This window comes from Campylobacter sp. CNRCH_2013_0855 (assembly GCF_025773025.1).
Classification (GTDB): Bacteria; Campylobacterota; Campylobacteria; order Campylobacterales; family Campylobacteraceae; genus Campylobacter_D; species Campylobacter_D jejuni_C.
Window position 1 is genome coordinate 127,337 of sequence record NZ_JAKMTE010000001.1, and the last position, 17,101, is coordinate 144,437.

Genomic DNA, 17,101 nt, shown 5'->3' on the forward strand with positions numbered 1-17,101 from the left:
GTTTTACCTCTTTTTAAACTCTTTATTCAACCTCTTAATCTCAAACCACAGCTTGATATACCCCCCCCCATACCAAGTATTATTAGCTTGTATAATAGCTTCACCTAATCTGTAGCTAAAATATTTTTTAATTTTTACTGCTTCTTGATAATCATCATAATCTTGCAATTTTGGTAAAGCTAAGGCAGGATTTATCTTAATCATCATTTGATAATTTTTTTGTTCTTGATTATACTGTTTGTATTCTTTTATTAAATTAAAAGGTAATCTAAAATAACCACCTATTGTTTTAGAATTTGTTACCGCAATTTGTCCTAGTCTATAAGCAAGATGGTTTTTAATACGAGATGGTGCTCCTAGTAAAATTTTTTCTTTCTTATTAAAATAAATATCATTAAATAACTTTAATATATATGGATAATCTCTTAAATCAACTCCCTGTAAACCATCTAAAATATCTTTTTTAAAAAGCATTCTATCATCAACTAAAACCTTCAAAAATACTCTATAACGAACAGTCATTATATACTTTAAATAATTTTCCGCTCTAAAATATTTTTTTTCTTTTAATAAACTATATAAAATTCCTATTCTATAAAGATCATTATCACGATCCAGTATTAAAGCATTTACCATAATACTTCTTAATTCTTTTAAAGATTTATTTAACAACTTAGCTCTAGTATACAAATATAAATAACTATAAGCTTTTTGATATTTTGATAAAGCAAAAGAATTAATATTTTTTTTAATCAAGTTATATCTATCTTTATTTGTATAAAGATCTGTAATAGAAATAGGCTCTTTGCCAAGCCCTACCCTACAAGGAAATTTTGCAAAATTAGAATCTCCCATATAAACATTACCAGAATAACTCATAAGTGCAATTTCAAATATTGTCTTTTCATCTTCTGAATAATCTTTATTAAGAAAATCATCAGCGAGCAACACATCATCTCTATTTTTAAAAAAATACTTCAATTTTGTTGCGGAACTATAATCATCTGAAAAAATTATAAATTTAACTTTTGGTCTCTTTGCTATCACATCAGACATAATTTCCAATGGTGAATATTTAAAAACATAAGTTCCTAAATTTTTATATTCTGGGTTCCATACAACATCTGCCATTCTTAAACTTATACTTTCATAATAACCTAGTGCTTTTGCTGTATCTCTTGCACTATCAATTATTTTGCAAATTCTATCGCTAAAAATATTTCTATAACTTTTCCACAACTCTACTAAAATTAAATAATACTTATCAGATTCCATATCTTCTATATAGTTAACACACGGAGTATGACTAATAAAATTACAATCTTCTAGCTTATCTTTAGTTATCTTAAATTTTAGAACATCGTTGACTTTGTTGTTTTTATAACAAAATGGCAAACCATCTTTTACTGGGAAATTTTTACAGTATTTTTGCAAAAACAAAGGCGAAAACAAATCCTCCTTATTCATTACTGTTAATTTTTTACTATTTAATTCTGTATTTTCTCGAATCTGATCATATCTTTGCATTTGTTCACTACTTTGTGGCCACCAAAATAAAAAATCGCCTTTGTAATAGCGACTGCATGCCAAAGCATTAAATAAAGCAGATAATCTTGCACCTAATCCATCTCTTCTACTTGAAACAAATTTTATCTCGGTTCGCATAAAACAAAAAACTCCTTATTACTACTTATAGCTGCTCGTTTTATATTAATACTATAATCATAAAAGATCAAAAAATCAAAAATATCGAATAATTTATCAGAAGAATCAGAGATATTAATATGGATTATAGGACGAAATTGTCGAATGGTTTTTACCATACCAATAAGACTTTCAAATTCATGTCCATTATTCCATATATTAATAAATTTTGGTTGAACATTGTATTTTAAAACAAAAGAATCTAATGTAGTTGCTTTAATACCTATAACATTAGCATGTTTTTCACATCCAACCTTGTTAGAATTATCTAATTTGTTAGTAGTGTATAGAGATTTATTTGAATCACTACAAGCTAAATTAAAAATTTTAACATTACTAATCTGATTTAGCAAACATATCTCTTCCAATAACATATACAATCTAAAAGATGGCTCTAAAGAGTAAACCGTATTATTAGTGTATCGAGATAGAAAACATGTGGTCAAACCTAAGCCACCGCCAACATCTATAATATCCCCTTGTCGGATATATTCTTTTTTTCTTTTTGTGTTTATATAACATTTTTTTTCTAAAACATAAAATTTATGTGCTATATTAAAAGGGATTATAAAACTATCATATAAAAATAATTCATATACCTTATGATTTATTTCTTTTTTTCCAATTGGCTTTGTAATATAATTAATATATTTTTCCTTATTTAACAGTTCTATAAATTTACCTTGATTTTTTATATCGGTATTTTGAACTAACTCATTTATCAAAAACCAATCTTTAGTTTTTAGATGATTTTTTATTTTGATAATTCTATTCATAAAATTATCATTTAAATCATTCCCAGAGTACTGATTTTGGAGTACTTGTTTTTTATTATTTTTTTTTATCACAAATTTACTCAAATTTACATGGAGGTTTAATATTCTTATCTTAAAATACATCCTACTATAAACAAAAGATATAGGCGAATAGCCAAAAAATAATACCTGTAATGCCTTTTTTGTTTTATTTTTTACATTTCTAATTCCAAAATATTGGTTTTCTTTAACAAAACTAAATCCAATTTTTTTATATTCCTCAAGACCATAAACTTTTTTTTGCTTAATATGATAAATTGTAGGTTTATTTAAATTTCTAGGTAACCCAATACGTTTATTAATAGCTTGTATAATATCTTCTATTTGAATATTATCAATGCATGAGTACTTTTGATCTTCTGCTTTGCAAGGAGAAGACCAAGGACAATGTTTACCTTCGGTGCATTTAACACATGTATTATCAATAGGAAAAACATTTGTGTTGTTATTATAATTAACCATATATTCTGGTTCAGCTTCACTATACAACACTACACTAGGACAGCCTACAGCATTAGCCATATGCATTAGTCCTCCTATGCCACCTACAAATAAATCTGAGTTATATAGCGTGCTAGCAACTTCTCGCAATGTTAGTTTTTCTCTTAAATCTAAAGCACCTCTTAAAGGCAAATCTTCCTTGGTGCCAATTTGGATAAAATCATATTTTTCTTGTAACGAATTTACAACCTCTTGTAATTTTTCAAATGGATATGTTTTATATCTTTGCAAACCCCCTGAAATAATAGCTATTTGTTTTCTATTTTCAGGCACAAATCGCCCAAAAGCTTTTTCTTTTTCACTCAAAGGAAAATTTAAATCAACTACAATATCACCTTCCAACCCAAGCTTAGAGCATACATTTGCAACTATATGACTAGGCCCATAGGTTCTTATGTATTTACCTTTTTCTTTATTAAACGACTCTTGTGTTAAAAAAATAGGTTTTATACCATAACTTGCCATTAGATCAAATTGTTCTTTTTGATATATATGAAGTTTAATTTCTTTAAGATTAACAACCTTTACAAATTTTACTTCTTTCCATAAGTCTGGCAGAGTGGTTCCTATTAAAAAAAATTGTTTAGTTTTTTGATGTAATAATTCCAAAGACCTCATCATAATGATTTGATCACCAATATTTCTAAAAGTAAAATAAATATTCTTAAAACCCATAATTTTTGCTATATAAGGAGTAACTTGGTTAGTAGTATAAAGATTCAAATCTCTATCTTTTTCAATAAACTGTGTAATCAAGCTTGATATTTTTTTACCAGCCTTACCATCTTCTATGCATCCAACACTTTCTAGCCATACCTTTAACTCATGTTTATAAACATCATGATCAAAATTTATAATGCTTTTTTCTAATTCATCAAAATTTTTAGCCAAACCAAAAGGTAATTTTGAGTAATCATGATAAAGTTTAGATGTAAGTATAAAACTATCATAGTCATTTGCGTAGATAAATATAGGCTTGTAAGTTAATGCAAAATCACAAATAATAGAAGAATAATCCGAAATCAAAACATCACATTCTTTAACAAGCTCCATCACATCAGGATAATCAAAAACATCGATAATATTTTGATTCTGATATTTTACAATACCTTTGTCATATGCATGTCTTCTTATCAATATATACCAAGTGTGTTCAGGATATTTTTGTTTAAAAATTTTTAAAACTTTATCTGAAAATTTAGCTACAACTTCAATACAATTAAGCTGTGAATATTGTTCTTTTTTTGTAGGGGCATATAAAACCAATCTGCAGTTTTTTGATAGATTGTATTTTTCTTTAACACATCCTTTGTAATCTGAGTTAAACAAAACATCACTTCTTGCATGCCCTATTTCAACAACCCTATTGGCCCATAAAGATTTTTTGTATACTTCACTTTCAAAAAAACTATTAGTAATCCAATAATCCATATCTTGAGAAGCCTGAAAAACCTTTTCCGTCTCATCAACTATATTTATACACTTCATTCCAAAAGAACCATGCCAAGTTTGCAAATATAATTGCTCTGATCTTTTATTAAATCCCATTTTTTTATAATAAACATGGATTTGATTGTTAATAAAAACTCTACAGGTGCTTAAATGAAAAAAAGCTTTAAAAGAACTAGGAGAAACAAAAGACACCATTGGATATTTATCTTTATATTCTTTATGAAATTTTTTATTCAAAATCCAAACATATTTAGCTTTTACCTTATTTTTCAACAAATCCTCGAAAATAGCCTTAGGATTGCAATCAAATCTACTTGCAGAATGTGCGATAAAAACTATTTTATTTTTGCTTAATGGCAAAAATCTAAAAATTTTAAACAAGTATTTTTTTATTTTATTCATTTATATCCTTAATATAATTAATCATATCATCTAGAGATTGATTTAAGCTAAATAAAGGCTTCCAACCTAATTGATATATTTTATCAGAGTTTAATTTTCTTATAAAAGGTGGAAGATACCGAGATGTATCTCTTTGCAAATCAAAAACAAGTTCTGCTTTTAATTTGTTTGAAATAGTTTTTGCTAGATCATAAATGCTAATAAAAATATTCGGATTTGATATATTGTATATCTCAAATAATTTTTTCTCACACGCTATAAAAATAATAGCCATAGCAACATCAAATACATCTATATACTCTCTTTTTGTTTCACCTTTAGTAAACAATGTGATTTTGGATTTTTTTAATGCCGAACGAATAAAATCCATATAAACCCTATTATCGTTAATTTGTGCTGTAGGACCAATAGTCTGTGTTAATCTCACTATAGAAGCACTAAATGAGTATTTTTTTGAGTATGAATGAACCATAAATTCACTAATTTGTTTGGCTAAAGGATATGAATTTCTAGTATTAGTAACACTAAATTTTCCTATATCATCTTCAACAATATTATCGCCTATTACATCTCCATAAATTTCCATTGTTGATAAAAATATAACTTTTTCAACGTTATTTTTTTTTGAGAAATCTAGAATATTTTTAGTATTAGTATATATAATATCTACAGTATCTATAGGATTTTCAATAAAAAAATCACTTTGTGTGGGCGCTGCACAATGAATAACAATATCAATCTTATCTTTTATTTTATGCAAATCTTCATAGATACTAATCTTATCTATATCGCCACAAATTTCTTGAAAACGTTTAATCATCTTATCTTTGTCTCTAACAAGACAATATAATTTTGCGTTATAATGTAAAATCAAAGTCAAAATTGAACCTATATATCCATTTGCTCCGGTGATAAGGATTTTTTTATTTGTCATTTTATTAATATTAAATTTGAAGTTATCTTCTAATAGCTTTAATCTTCTTTCTAAAATTTCATTCATAACCTATACCCCAAAAATACTTTCAACTTTTTTTGCTTGCATTAGTGCTTGGATCATATAAAAATCCTTAGGTGTTGTTAGTTTTATATTATTATTTGAACACTCGGTAAAATATAATTCCAATCCATAATGAAATGCCATAGAAGCCGAATCAATAAACTCCAAATCTTCTTTTTGAGACTTAATATGTAAATCATATATATCATTGAGTTTAAAAATTTGAGGAGCTTTAACATGAAAACACTTATCTCGGTTTAAGATTTCTGTGTTTTCAGCTTTGTATAAAACTGTTTCAGTCATTTTAGAATAACTAATTGAATTTCCATTCGCATATGCACATGATAAACTTTGAGATATTTCCTTGCCCGTAACTAAAGGTCGAACACCATCATGAATTAATACATAGGGGTTAGTTTTTACTATCTTTTTGATTAATGTCAAACCATTAAAAATAGACTGTTGGCCAGACAAGCCACCATTTGTAATTTCAATAATTTTCTTTATCGAGTACTTTTTAATATTGTGATATAATTCATCCATATAATCTTTTAAACACACAACAACAATCCCATCTATATCCTTGTGATTAGAAAAAATCTCTAGAGTATGGATTATAACAGGCTTATCTTCTATTAACAAAAACTGCTTTGGTAAACCAGAAGAAATATTCATCCTTTGACCAGTGCCACCAGCAAAAATCAGTGCTATGGTTTTCATATATCTCCTTTAATTTGCAAATTCTTTATAAAACCTACTAATTGTTGACAAGAATTACCCTTACAATTACTCATAAAAGAATCCCATAAGTCAATCTTATATGTGGCTCTTTTTACTACATTGGCTAATTCAGTACTGTTATAACATACATTGGAACAACCTACAAGCTCTGATGGGTGAAAATACAATTGCTTCTTTTTTATAAAATATTCTTTTAGATCTGGAACATATAAAACTATAGGTCTTTTAAAAAAAGAATAATCAAAAATGATTGATGAATAATCACTAATAAGTATATCCGTAATAGACAAAACAAAATCTAATTCTAGATTACTGACATCAATTATACCCTTTATATTATCAGATATTTTTAAAGTAGGATGTGCTCTATATATAATTACATAATCTTGCAATTGTTTAACCATGTCTTCCATATCAACATTCAGCAATTTGCGTTGTCGCTTAGCATCCTCTCGAAATGTTGGTGCATATAAACATATTTTTTTATTTCCAATTTCAGGATACATTAGAAGAAATTCTTTCTTGTCTTTCAAGGTATCTCTAGAAAACAAACGATCTGTTCTTGGTAAACCATAATTTATAATATTTTCTTTATGAATATTAAACATACGAGAATATTCATTCACTAATTTTTTGTCTGAAATATTCAAAAAAGATATATTGCGATAAATTCGTGTAATATTTTTATTACCCTCTAAAGAAAGTATTTTATCAAAGGCAACTTTTTTATACAACCCTCCTCCATGCCACAATTGAAGTACTTTTGTCGACGGAAAAAGTTTTATATATGATAAAAAATAATTTGATTGGTCTATTATGATAATAGATGAATTAGCTATATGTTTAATATTATTTATAGATTTGGTGTTAAAAATAACCTTATATTTAATACTATGTTTTTTAAGACATTTTTCTAATTCTTTTAAATTTGAATAAAGTATGCTAGAATTGGAATAAATAATTAATAATGTTTTTTTACTAGAAAATAAAAAATAATAAAGATAATAAACAATTTGAAACAATACTTGCTTCACAATAATATAGCATTTTAAAAGCATAAATATCACACATTACCTATCGCATAAAGTTGTATAATGCCTATTATTTTTTCATCTTGAGTAACGACTATTTCTTTGATTTTATGTTTTAGCATAAGCTCTTCTGCCTCACTTGCCATAGCACTTGCTTCTATGGTTTTTGGACTCTCGCTCATGATTTCTTTAGCTTTAAAATCAAATCTTGGCTTATCATTTGCTCTTAATGCTCTTCTTAAGTCTCCATCTGTGATAATCCCAACTAGCTTTTCATTTTCAAGTACTATGCAAAGTCCTAACTTACCACTAGTCATCACATCAACTAACTCATTAAATTCACTCTCAGGATTTACTATAGGTAGATTATTTGACACCATCAAATCTCCCACCCTAGTTAAAAGCTTTCTACCTAAACTTCCTCCTGGGTGAAATAAAGCAAAATCATCAGGTCTAAATTTCCTTGCTCTCATTAAAGCCACTGCTATAGCATCACCCATAGCCAAAGTAGCAGTTGTAGAAGAAGTTGGAGCAAGTTGAAGTGGGCAAGCTTCTTTTTTTACTGCTATGTTTATAAAAATATCTGCTTGTTTGGCCAAAGTAGAGTTTTGATTTCCTGCCATAACAATTAAAGGAATTTTTCTTTTTTTGATTACTGGTATGAGTTTTAAAACCTCTTCAGTTTCTCCTGAATTTGAAATAACCAAAAGCACATCCTCACTTGTGAGCATACCAAGATCTCCATGCAATGCTTCACCCGGATGCATAAAAAAGCTTGGAGTACCTGTGCTGGCTAAGGTTGCAGCTATCTTAGCCCCTATATGGCCTGATTTGCCCATGCCACTTACAACACACCTGCCTTTAATAGATAAAATCAGCTCAATGGCTTTACTAAAATCTTCATCTAAATTATCGCATAAATCTAAAATCGTTTTTGATTCTATCTCAAAAACTTCTTTGGCTATTTTAATCGCATCGATTTGACTCATCTAAATTCCTATATATTTAACACTACATTAGTTGCAATAGCTATTTGATATAAAATTTGTGTTAACATGCTAAAGATTTGTAAATTTTGACTATCTACTTTTGGTAAAACTAAAATAGAATCTCCCGCTTTGATATCTGCTGAGCTTCTACCGCTGTATTTAGTTGCTTTACCATTAGCATTAATTACTAAAACCCTTGATATATCTGCTCTATCGCTAAAACCACCTGCTAGGTTGATATAATATCTTAATTTTTCTTTATCCATATACACAAATGCACCTGGTATAGAAACTTCACCTTGAACTAAAACAAGATTATTTTTACTAGGTACATTCACCACATCGCCTTCTTCTAATACTATAGAATTATACGCTTTGACATTATCTATAACGATTTGCCCTTTTGGCTGAGCTTGCTTTGCACGCGCAATAAATTCTAAAATCGTTTTAGCTTGAGTAGCTCTAATGCTAGCTTGCTCAGCATTAACCGAAGAGCTTGTTAGAGCTAGTGTTTCAAGCTCTTTAAGCTGGGCTTCAATAAGTTGTTTTTGGGTAGCTGCTACACTTTTTCTAAAAACTTGCAAGGCATTAATGTTTGATTGATCATTAACTGTAATCATTTTAGCAAGTTCAGCTAAGGTTGTGCCTTTTTTTATCACCACCGAATGTAAACCACTATGCTCACCTTCTATGCTAATGCTAATATTTTGCGCAGTATAATCAGGTCTAAACTCTATCTCATCACCATTATATAATTTCACACCTAAAAACTGCTTTTTGCTGTAAGCATCTACATGTAATTTATGATCATCTCTATAGCTTTTTACCACAGCATTAGTTACTATAGGCTTAGCTCCTGCAACTTTTGCTATATCTTCTAAATTTAAAATATCATTACTGAGCTCAAATCTAAAAGGTTTTTGCACATCTCCTTCTACAAAAACATACTTTTGCACACTACCTACTAAAATCACATCGCCCATTCTAAAAGGAAAAAGATCAAGCTGACCTTTAAGTAAAAAGTCATACAAATCTACCTTTTTAATGACTTTATTATCTCTTAAAATTTGAATATCTCTAAAACTACCATATTCTAGATTAATACCATTTGCTTTATCTAAATACTGTATGATAGAATCTGAACTTAATCCTTGATAAAGACCAGGTTGATTCACATTTCCTGTAACAAATACCGATACATTTTGATAAATATCCATATCCGCATATACATAGACATTGCTTTTATAGATTTTATTAATAGCTTTTGTAATAACTTGCACCAAAGCACTATTTTTCACACCCAAAAGATTAATTGCTCCTACTTTTGGTATAAAAATATTTCCTTGAGAATCTACTGTTAAGGTCTGTATAAACTCTACCGCACCCCAGATTTTTACATTAATCCTATCGCCTACTGCTAGTTTATAATCAGGGTTATAAACATGTTGAGTAAATTTAGTAAAATTACCATTAAATAAATGTGCACCAAAAACTTTAGTTATCGAAGCTTGAGTTTGATTAAAATCACTTTGGTTATTATCATAATTTATAATTTGTGGCTCTAAAGATGGAGCTAATGGTTGATTTTGAATTTTTGCAATTTGAGAAACATCTACCGCAGAAAATAAAAACAAAGGTAAAAGTAAAAATAAAAATATCTTTTTCATTAGTATCTATGCTCCTCTATAATCATTTTAATAAATTTAACAATTCCATAAATCAAAGATAAAATCATAAAAGCTGTGAGTATATTATACAAAGCTTCTGGGTATTTAGCACTTTGAGGTAAACTTGGACTTTGCACTATAACCACTTGTTTTATCTTTCTTAAAGCTTCTATCCTAGCACTTTCATAAGCTTTTAATGCAGCTGTGTAAGCACTTTCTGCAAAACCTGCTTCTATAGTCAGATCTTGAAATTTAGCCGCAAGATCATTAAGTTTTTGAGAAGATTTTGGCGATGAAACTTTGGATTTTTCCTTTTGAAGTTGTTTTTTTAAAGCTGTGATTTCACTTTTTATAGTGACAATTTGTGGTGCATTATCGTTTATATAGCTTTGCATCATCAAAAGCTCAGCTTCTTTGGCTGCTATTTTTGATTCAAGTTCGGCTATGAGTTTTAGAGTGCCTTCTGCTTGTTTGAGTGGATCAAATACTCCGTATTTGTTTTGAAAAGCCAAAAGCTCATCTTTAGCCTTTTGATATCTTTTTTTAAATTGTAAAAGTTCTTCTTCAGCAAATTGCATTTGATCTCTTGCGGCTTTATGTGAAATTTCATTGATAAATTTTTCACTTTCTTTAACTATAGTTGAAGCTATTAAATGTGCACTTTGCGGGTCAAAACCTTCAACTTCTACACGCAAAAGCCCATTGGCTGAGTTTTCTTGAATAATCTTAACACGATTTTGATAATACTTTAAAAAATCCTCTTGGTCAGCCGATGAAGAAATACTATAAAAAAAATCAAGTTTTTGTTTTTGATATAACTCACGAATTTGAATTTTTTCTTCTAAAATATTTAACATATCTAAAGAATGAATGTAAGATTTTAAGAAAGTTATATCCTCGCTTGAAAAAGAATTATTAGTCAAAAATGCAGCAATTCCGGTGATAGCTCCGCTATCTCCTGTGGTTGATTTCACACTTAAAATACTTTCACTCACATAACGATTTGCTGCTATAAAAACATAATAAAATACAACAAATGCTGTCAAAATTAACACTATTTTAAAAGAGTTAAGTATCTTTAAATTTTTAAACTTTTTTAATAAATCATTTTGCATTTATTTTTCCTTGATACACCGCTATACCCTCATCTACATCATCATATATAGTAGCTTGTCCATCTTGCATGAATATAATTTTATCACACCATTGTTTAATTTCAGCTACATTGTGTGAAACCATGATGACTTTTGACTGGCTTAACTTTTCTTTATAGATTTTAGAACTTTTTTCTCTAAATTTAGGATCTCCCACAGCACCTGCCTCATCAATTAAATAATAATCAAAATCAAAAGCCATACTTAAGCCAAAAGATATTCTAGCACTCATACCTGCTGAGTAAGTATTCATAGGCTCATCAAAAAACTTACCAAGCTCAGCAAAATCTTCAACAAATTTAATCTTTTCTTCTAAAGCCTTTCCTTTGTAACCGTATACTCTAGCTACAAAGCGCGCATTGTCCCTTGCTGAGAGTCTGTGTTGAAATGCACCTGCCAAGCCTAGAGGCCAAGAGAGTTTTTTATTGGTTATAATCTTACCCCTATCAGGAAGCAATGACCCGCTTAAAAGTTTCATTAAGGTAGACTTTCCAGCACCGTTACGCCCCATTAAACCTATGCTACAATTTTCAGGAAACTCAAAACTTAAATTTTTAAAAACATAATGTCTTTCACCATTGCGTAAAGGAAAAGATTTTGTTAAATTAACTAATTTTATCATCGTACCGCTATCAACTTTTCTCTAGTAAAATAATAAAAAAACAAACCAAAAAACAAAATCACACTCAAACATATAATAGGATAGTAGTAATTATAATCATCAAGTAATGGATAATTTTGAAAAAAATTATATTTTAAAAGCTCCATAATATGTAAAAGTGGATTATAATATAAAATATCTAAAATAGGTTTTGGAACTATCCATACTGGAAATACTACTAAAGCTGTCCAGTATAAAACTATATTTAAATAATTTAAAGCCATTTTTAAAGGCTCTGCAAAATGTCCTGCTATAGCAAAACACATCCCCATAGCAAAACCAAATACCACAAGTAAAAAAAGCGAAAACATCACTTCTAAAAAATGTTTAGGTATAACTTGCATATGCAAAAACCAACCTGCTAAAAACAACACACAAATAAAAATAGTAAAATAGATACAAAACTCGAGCAATGCTCTTGCAATAAAAACATGTATAGGTCTTACTGGCTTATAAGCATATAGCGCCAAATTTGCACCTATACCATTTAAAAGTTGTGTAATAATGCTTCTAAACATAAAAAAAGGTATAATCCCTACTGCTAAAAATAAAAAGATAGAAACACCCTCAGGCATGATTTCATGATGAAATTCTCTAATAGCTGACACAATAGAAGTAATTGCCAAAACAACCATCATAGGCTCACCGATTACCCAAAAATAGCCCAAATATTTATTAATACCAAATCTTGTCTTTAGCTCTCTAAAAAATAGAGCATGTATGACATTAAACATATTTTTAGCAAACCTTTTTAAATTTTCAAAATTTTTATATTATACTTTTTTATCTTATATAATATTTAACAAGGTTTAAAAATGAAAAGAAATTTCTTTGAAGAATTAGAAAAAATTTTATATCATAAAGATATTTTTAAAAAGATTGAATTATTTAATGAATTTTATGAAAATTTTAAAGCTAATTTGTATGATTTTAATCATTCCCATGAGGCGATCATTTGTGAAAACTCACAAGTTAAAATCCTTCATCCTATGAAAATAAGGCGTCCAAAAGAAGCAAATAGCACTTTGTCTTTAGCTAAAATCTTACATTCAGTTGCACATATAGAATATAGTGCTATAAACTTAGCCTTGGATGCTAGTTATAGATTTAAAAACCTACCATTTAAATTTTACCAAGATTGGCTTGAGGTAGCTGATGAGGAAATTAAGCATTTTTTACTTTTAGAAAAAACTTTAAATGAACTTGGTTTTAAATATGGAGATTTCCATGCTCATGATAATCTTGAAAAAGCCTTATTCTTAACCAAAGATAATCTTGCTCATAGAATGGGCATAGTGCATAGAGGACTTGAAGCAAAAGGACTTGATGCTAATCCTTTTGTTTTAGAAAAATTAAATACAACCAATCATCCTATAAAAAGTTTATTTGGTGAAATTTTTACCATTATATTAAATGATGAGATTAAACATGTAAATAAAGGAGATTTTTGGTGGAATTATGCAAAAAATGAAAATGATAACTACCTTGATCTTTGTGCTAAATATAAAGAATTTAATCTTTTAGGAAAAGTATATAATAAAACAGCTAGAATTCAAGCAGGATTTAACGAAAATGAACTTCAAGAATTAGATGATTTTTATAATAGAAAATGAATGGTGGTTAGAGGCAGAATCGAACTGCCGACACGCAGATTTTCAGTCTGCTGCTCTACCGACTGAGCTATCCAACCACTGAATTGAAGTTGTAATTATACAATAGTTTTTTTAAAAAAAGTTGAAATTTGCATAAAAATGCAAATTATTCAGAAAAAGCTCCAAATTTAAAGATTTTTTGCATTCTTAATGCTGCTAATTCACGTTTATCGTATTGTTCTAATTCTTCTATAGCTTTTAAGACATAATCACTTAAATTTTTAATCGCATTTTCTTTATCTCTATGAGCTCCACTCATTGGCTCTTCGATGACATCATCGATCAAACCTTGGGTTTTTAAATCATCAGCAGTTACTTTCATGGCTTTAGTAGCAGCTTCACTTTTTGATGGATCATTCCATAAAATAGCAGCACAACCCTCAGGTGAAATCACAGAAAAAACTGAATTTTTCATCATAGCAAGTTTATCAGCTACTCCTATAGCCAAAGCACCACCACTTCCACCTTCGCCTATAACTACTGCTATAGTGATTGTTTTAAGAGCGCTTAATTCATATAAATTTCTAGCTATAGCCTCACTTTGACCACGCTCTTCAGCACCCACTCCCGGATAAGCACCTGGAGTATCCACTAAAAATAATACTGGTATGTCAAATTTTTCAGCCATTTTTGCTACTCTTAGAGCTTTTCTATAACCTTCAGGATGAGGCATACCAAAATTTCTATGAAGTTTATCTTTAGTACCTCTACCTTTTTGCTCACCTATAACAATAATTTTTTTACCACCTATATAGCCCGCATAACACACAATAGCAGGATCATCTCTAAAAGCACGATCACCATGAATTTCATAAGCATCACTTAATATAGCTTGAATATAATCAAGTGCATAAGGACGATCAGGATGTCTTGCAAGCTGTAAGCGTTGGTAGTCGCTTAAATTTTTATAAACTTTTTGAGTTTCTTTTTCAAGGTTTTTTTCTAAAATTTTTACTGCTTCATCATCGCCTTTGATTTTAGCATTTGCCAAATCTTCATCAATTTGCTGAATATTTTTTTCAAAATCTAAATAAGAAGCCATATTAATCTACTTTTTTGAAAATCACACAACCATTTGTTCCACCAAAACCAAAAGAATTGCTCATTACAACATTAACTTCGCTTTTTCTTGCAGTATTTGGTATATAATCAAGATCGCAATTTTCATCTGCTACGATTTGATTGATAGTTGGCGGTAATATACCTTGATCAAGTGCCATTAAAGAAATAACAGCTTCAATAGCTCCAGCAGCACCTAAGCAATGGCCTGTTTGACCTTTTGTAGAACTAACTAAAGGAATTTGATCCTTGAAAAGTTCTTTAATAGCTGCCGTTTCATTTTTATCATTTACCGGGGTAGAAGTTCCGTGCGCATTAATATAATCTACTTTTGGGTTTCCTGCCATTTTTAAAGCTTTTTTCATAGCACGCAATGGCCCTTCTAAAGTAGGCGAAGTGATATGATGTGCGTCCGCACTTTCGCCAAAACCTACTAACTCAGCATAAATTTTAGCTCCACGCTTTTTAGCAGCCTCATACTCTTCAAACACTAAAGCACCAGCACCCTCACCCATTACAAAACCATCTCTTTCTTTGTCAAATGGTCTTGAAGCCTTAGCTGGATCATCATTTCTAGTAGAAAGAGCTTTCATAGCAGCAAAGCCACCTATACCCACAGCACAAATAGCTGCTTCAGCGCCTACTACAAGCATTTTATCTGCATTGCCTAAAGCTATGCTTTTATAAGCTTCGCCTATAGCATGGGTTCCTGCTGCACAAGCAGTTACGCATGAGATATTTGGTCCTTGTAATCCATGTTCAATTGAAATAATCCCACCAAGCATATTAACTAAAGCTGATGGTATGAAAAAAGGAGTGATTTTGCGTGGCCCACGCTGTGCGCAAGTAACAGAATTTTTTTCTATATTTGGTAAACCACCTATACCAGCTGCTGAAACTACACCAAATTCTTCTTTGTTTAAAGTTTCATCAAATTTAGCATCTTCCATAGCTTCTCTTGCTGCTTTAATACCAAGTTGTATAAAACGATCTATTTTTTTAACCTCTTTAGCATCACAAACACTTAAAGGATCAAAATTTTTCACTTCAGCAGCAATTTGCACTGGAAAATCAGTGGTATCAAAAAGAGTGATTTTATCAACGCCACTTTTGCCATCACAAATTGCTTTAAATGAGCTATCTTTGTCTAAGCCAAGAGCATTGATCATTCCTATACCTGTTACTACAACGCGTTTCAAACCGCACTCCTTATTAAAATTATTTTTGAAGATTTTCTATATAATTAACAACATCTTCGATTTTTACTAGTTTTTCAGCATCACTGTCTGGAATTTCTACATCAAATTTTTCTTCTAAAGCCATAACTAATTCAACAACATCTAAAGAATCTGCACCTAAATCTTCAATGATTTTAGATTCCATTTTAACTGCATCTTCATCAACACTAAGTTGCTCAACAACTACTTTTTTTACATCATCAAAAATTGCCATTTTTATCTCCTAGTTTAAAAAATTAAAACGCATTTTACAATAAAAAAATAAATTTCTTGTTTAAAAAGTTAAAAATTAAAGATTATTACGAAAAATTTAATTATCTGTGTTTAAATAAAAGCTTAATTTTTAACAAAGGAAATTGATGCTTTTGGATAAACTTATAAATGAAAATAAAAAAACTTGGGATCAATATATCCATCATGAATTTGTAAAAAAACTTCAAAATGGCACTTTAGAAAAAGATATATTTTTATTTTATCTTAAACAAGATTACATCTTTTTAAATAATTATGCAAAGTGTTATGCCCTACTTGCTTTAAATGCGAACAATACTAAAGAAATTCATTTTGCCATTAAAAATCAAAACTACACTTTAGAAGGAGAATTAGAACTTCATAGAAGTATTTTAAAGCTAGGTATTGATGTAGAAAAACTAGACTATAAAGATGAAAGTTTAACCAATATTGCTTATACAAGGTACTTACTAAGTGTGGGACAAAATGGAGATTATTTAGATATGCTATGTGCTTTGAGTGCTTGTGCTATAGGTTATGCATATATAGGAGAAGAAATTTATAAAGGACTTAGTGAAAAAAGCTTAGAAAATCATCCTTACAAAGAGTGGATTTTAACCTATGCGGGAAAAGAATTTCAAGATGAAATCAAAGAATTTAAAGACTTTTTTAATTCTTATACCGATAGCATTAGTGAAGAAAAATTTAAAAAATTAAGTGAAATTTTTTACACTACCATAAGACTTGAAATAGCTTTTTGGCAACACTCCTTAGAGCAAAAAATGGAAATTTAATCATCATAAAGAT

General features: G+C 29.3%; 15 protein-coding genes and 1 tRNA gene. 2 read left to right on the top strand and 14 right to left on the bottom strand.

Annotated features, from left to right (window positions below; genetic code table 11):
- Positions 1-3: 3 nt before the first annotated feature.
- From L8X40_RS00635 to L8X40_RS00680, 10 genes are read right to left on the bottom strand one after another with little or no spacing between them, the layout of a single operon-like run.
- Entirely contained in the window at positions 4-1,665 is a 1,662-nt protein-coding gene (locus L8X40_RS00635; RefSeq protein WP_263667086.1) for a sugar transferase, read from the bottom strand.
- Positions 1,650-4,874, bottom strand: coding sequence for an FkbM family methyltransferase (locus L8X40_RS00640; protein ID WP_263667087.1), 3,225 nt, complete (start codon positions 4,872-4,874; stop codon positions 1,650-1,652). The genes L8X40_RS00635 and L8X40_RS00640 overlap by 16 nt, the downstream gene beginning before the upstream one ends.
- Positions 4,867-5,874, bottom strand: a complete 1,008-nt coding sequence (locus L8X40_RS00645) for an NAD-dependent epimerase/dehydratase family protein (RefSeq protein ID WP_214099877.1) — start codon at positions 5,872-5,874, stop codon at positions 4,867-4,869. The genes L8X40_RS00640 and L8X40_RS00645 overlap by 8 nt, the downstream gene beginning before the upstream one ends.
- Before the next feature lie 3 nt (positions 5,875-5,877).
- The gene (locus tag L8X40_RS00650; protein ID WP_087700716.1) at positions 5,878-6,591 is read right to left on the bottom strand and encodes an IspD/TarI family cytidylyltransferase; all 714 of its coding nucleotides are present in this window, start codon (positions 6,589-6,591) and stop codon (positions 5,878-5,880) included.
- Positions 6,588-7,670 carry a CDP-glycerol glycerophosphotransferase family protein gene (locus tag L8X40_RS00655; protein ID WP_263667088.1) on the bottom strand — a complete coding sequence of 361 codons (1,083 nt, stop codon included), beginning with the start codon at positions 7,668-7,670 and terminating at the stop codon, positions 6,588-6,590. The genes L8X40_RS00650 and L8X40_RS00655 overlap by 4 nt, the downstream gene beginning before the upstream one ends.
- Before the next feature lie 5 nt (positions 7,671-7,675).
- The gene (locus tag L8X40_RS00660; protein ID WP_412175579.1) at positions 7,676-8,632 is read right to left on the bottom strand and encodes a KpsF/GutQ family sugar-phosphate isomerase; all 957 of its coding nucleotides are present in this window, start codon (positions 8,630-8,632) and stop codon (positions 7,676-7,678) included.
- An 8-nt stretch (positions 8,633-8,640) separates the two neighbouring features.
- Positions 8,641-10,299 (bottom strand): polysaccharide biosynthesis/export family protein, encoded by a 1,659-nt coding sequence (locus tag L8X40_RS00665; RefSeq protein WP_087700715.1) that lies wholly within the window; start codon positions 10,297-10,299, stop codon positions 8,641-8,643.
- A complete protein-coding gene (locus L8X40_RS00670; RefSeq protein WP_214135666.1) occupies positions 10,299-11,414 on the bottom strand; it encodes a capsule biosynthesis protein in 1,116 nt (371 codons plus the stop codon). Before L8X40_RS00670 ends, L8X40_RS00665 begins: the two co-directional genes overlap by 1 nt.
- Positions 11,404-12,075 (bottom strand): ABC transporter ATP-binding protein, encoded by a 672-nt coding sequence (locus L8X40_RS00675; protein WP_087685146.1) that lies wholly within the window; start codon positions 12,073-12,075, stop codon positions 11,404-11,406. Before L8X40_RS00675 ends, L8X40_RS00670 begins: the two co-directional genes overlap by 11 nt.
- Positions 12,072-12,848, bottom strand: a complete 777-nt coding sequence (locus tag L8X40_RS00680; protein ID WP_263667089.1) for an ABC transporter permease — start codon at positions 12,846-12,848, stop codon at positions 12,072-12,074. Before L8X40_RS00680 ends, L8X40_RS00675 begins: the two co-directional genes overlap by 4 nt.
- 81 nt (positions 12,849-12,929) lie before the next feature.
- Here L8X40_RS00680 and L8X40_RS00685 point away from each other — a divergent pair, with 81 nt between their 5' ends.
- Positions 12,930-13,727, top strand: a complete 798-nt coding sequence (locus tag L8X40_RS00685; RefSeq protein WP_214099874.1) for a ferritin-like domain-containing protein — start codon at positions 12,930-12,932, stop codon at positions 13,725-13,727.
- 1 nt (position 13,728) lies between these two features.
- On the opposite strand, the gene L8X40_RS00690 is transcribed toward L8X40_RS00685, so the two are convergent.
- From L8X40_RS00690 to acpP, 4 genes are all read right to left on the bottom strand, one after another.
- Positions 13,729-13,804: transfer RNA gene (locus L8X40_RS00690), tRNA-Phe, on the bottom strand.
- A 68-nt stretch (positions 13,805-13,872) separates the two neighbouring features.
- Complete coding sequence (locus tag L8X40_RS00695; RefSeq protein WP_087700711.1) at positions 13,873-14,808, bottom strand: acetyl-CoA carboxylase carboxyltransferase subunit alpha; 936 nt, start codon at positions 14,806-14,808, stop codon at positions 13,873-13,875.
- A 1-nt stretch (position 14,809) separates the two neighbouring features.
- Complete coding sequence (locus L8X40_RS00700; RefSeq protein ID WP_039627924.1) at positions 14,810-16,024, bottom strand: beta-ketoacyl-ACP synthase II; 1,215 nt, start codon at positions 16,022-16,024, stop codon at positions 14,810-14,812.
- A 19-nt stretch (positions 16,025-16,043) separates the two neighbouring features.
- Positions 16,044-16,277, bottom strand: a complete 234-nt coding sequence (gene acpP, locus L8X40_RS00705) for an acyl carrier protein (RefSeq protein ID WP_039617517.1) — start codon at positions 16,275-16,277, stop codon at positions 16,044-16,046.
- Positions 16,278-16,422: 145 nt separating this feature from the next.
- Here acpP and tenA point away from each other — a divergent pair, with 145 nt between their 5' ends.
- On the top strand, positions 16,423-17,088 hold the full coding sequence (tenA, locus tag L8X40_RS00710) for a thiaminase II (RefSeq protein WP_263667090.1): 666 nt from the start codon (positions 16,423-16,425) through the stop codon (positions 17,086-17,088).
- Positions 17,089-17,101 lie beyond the last annotated feature (13 nt).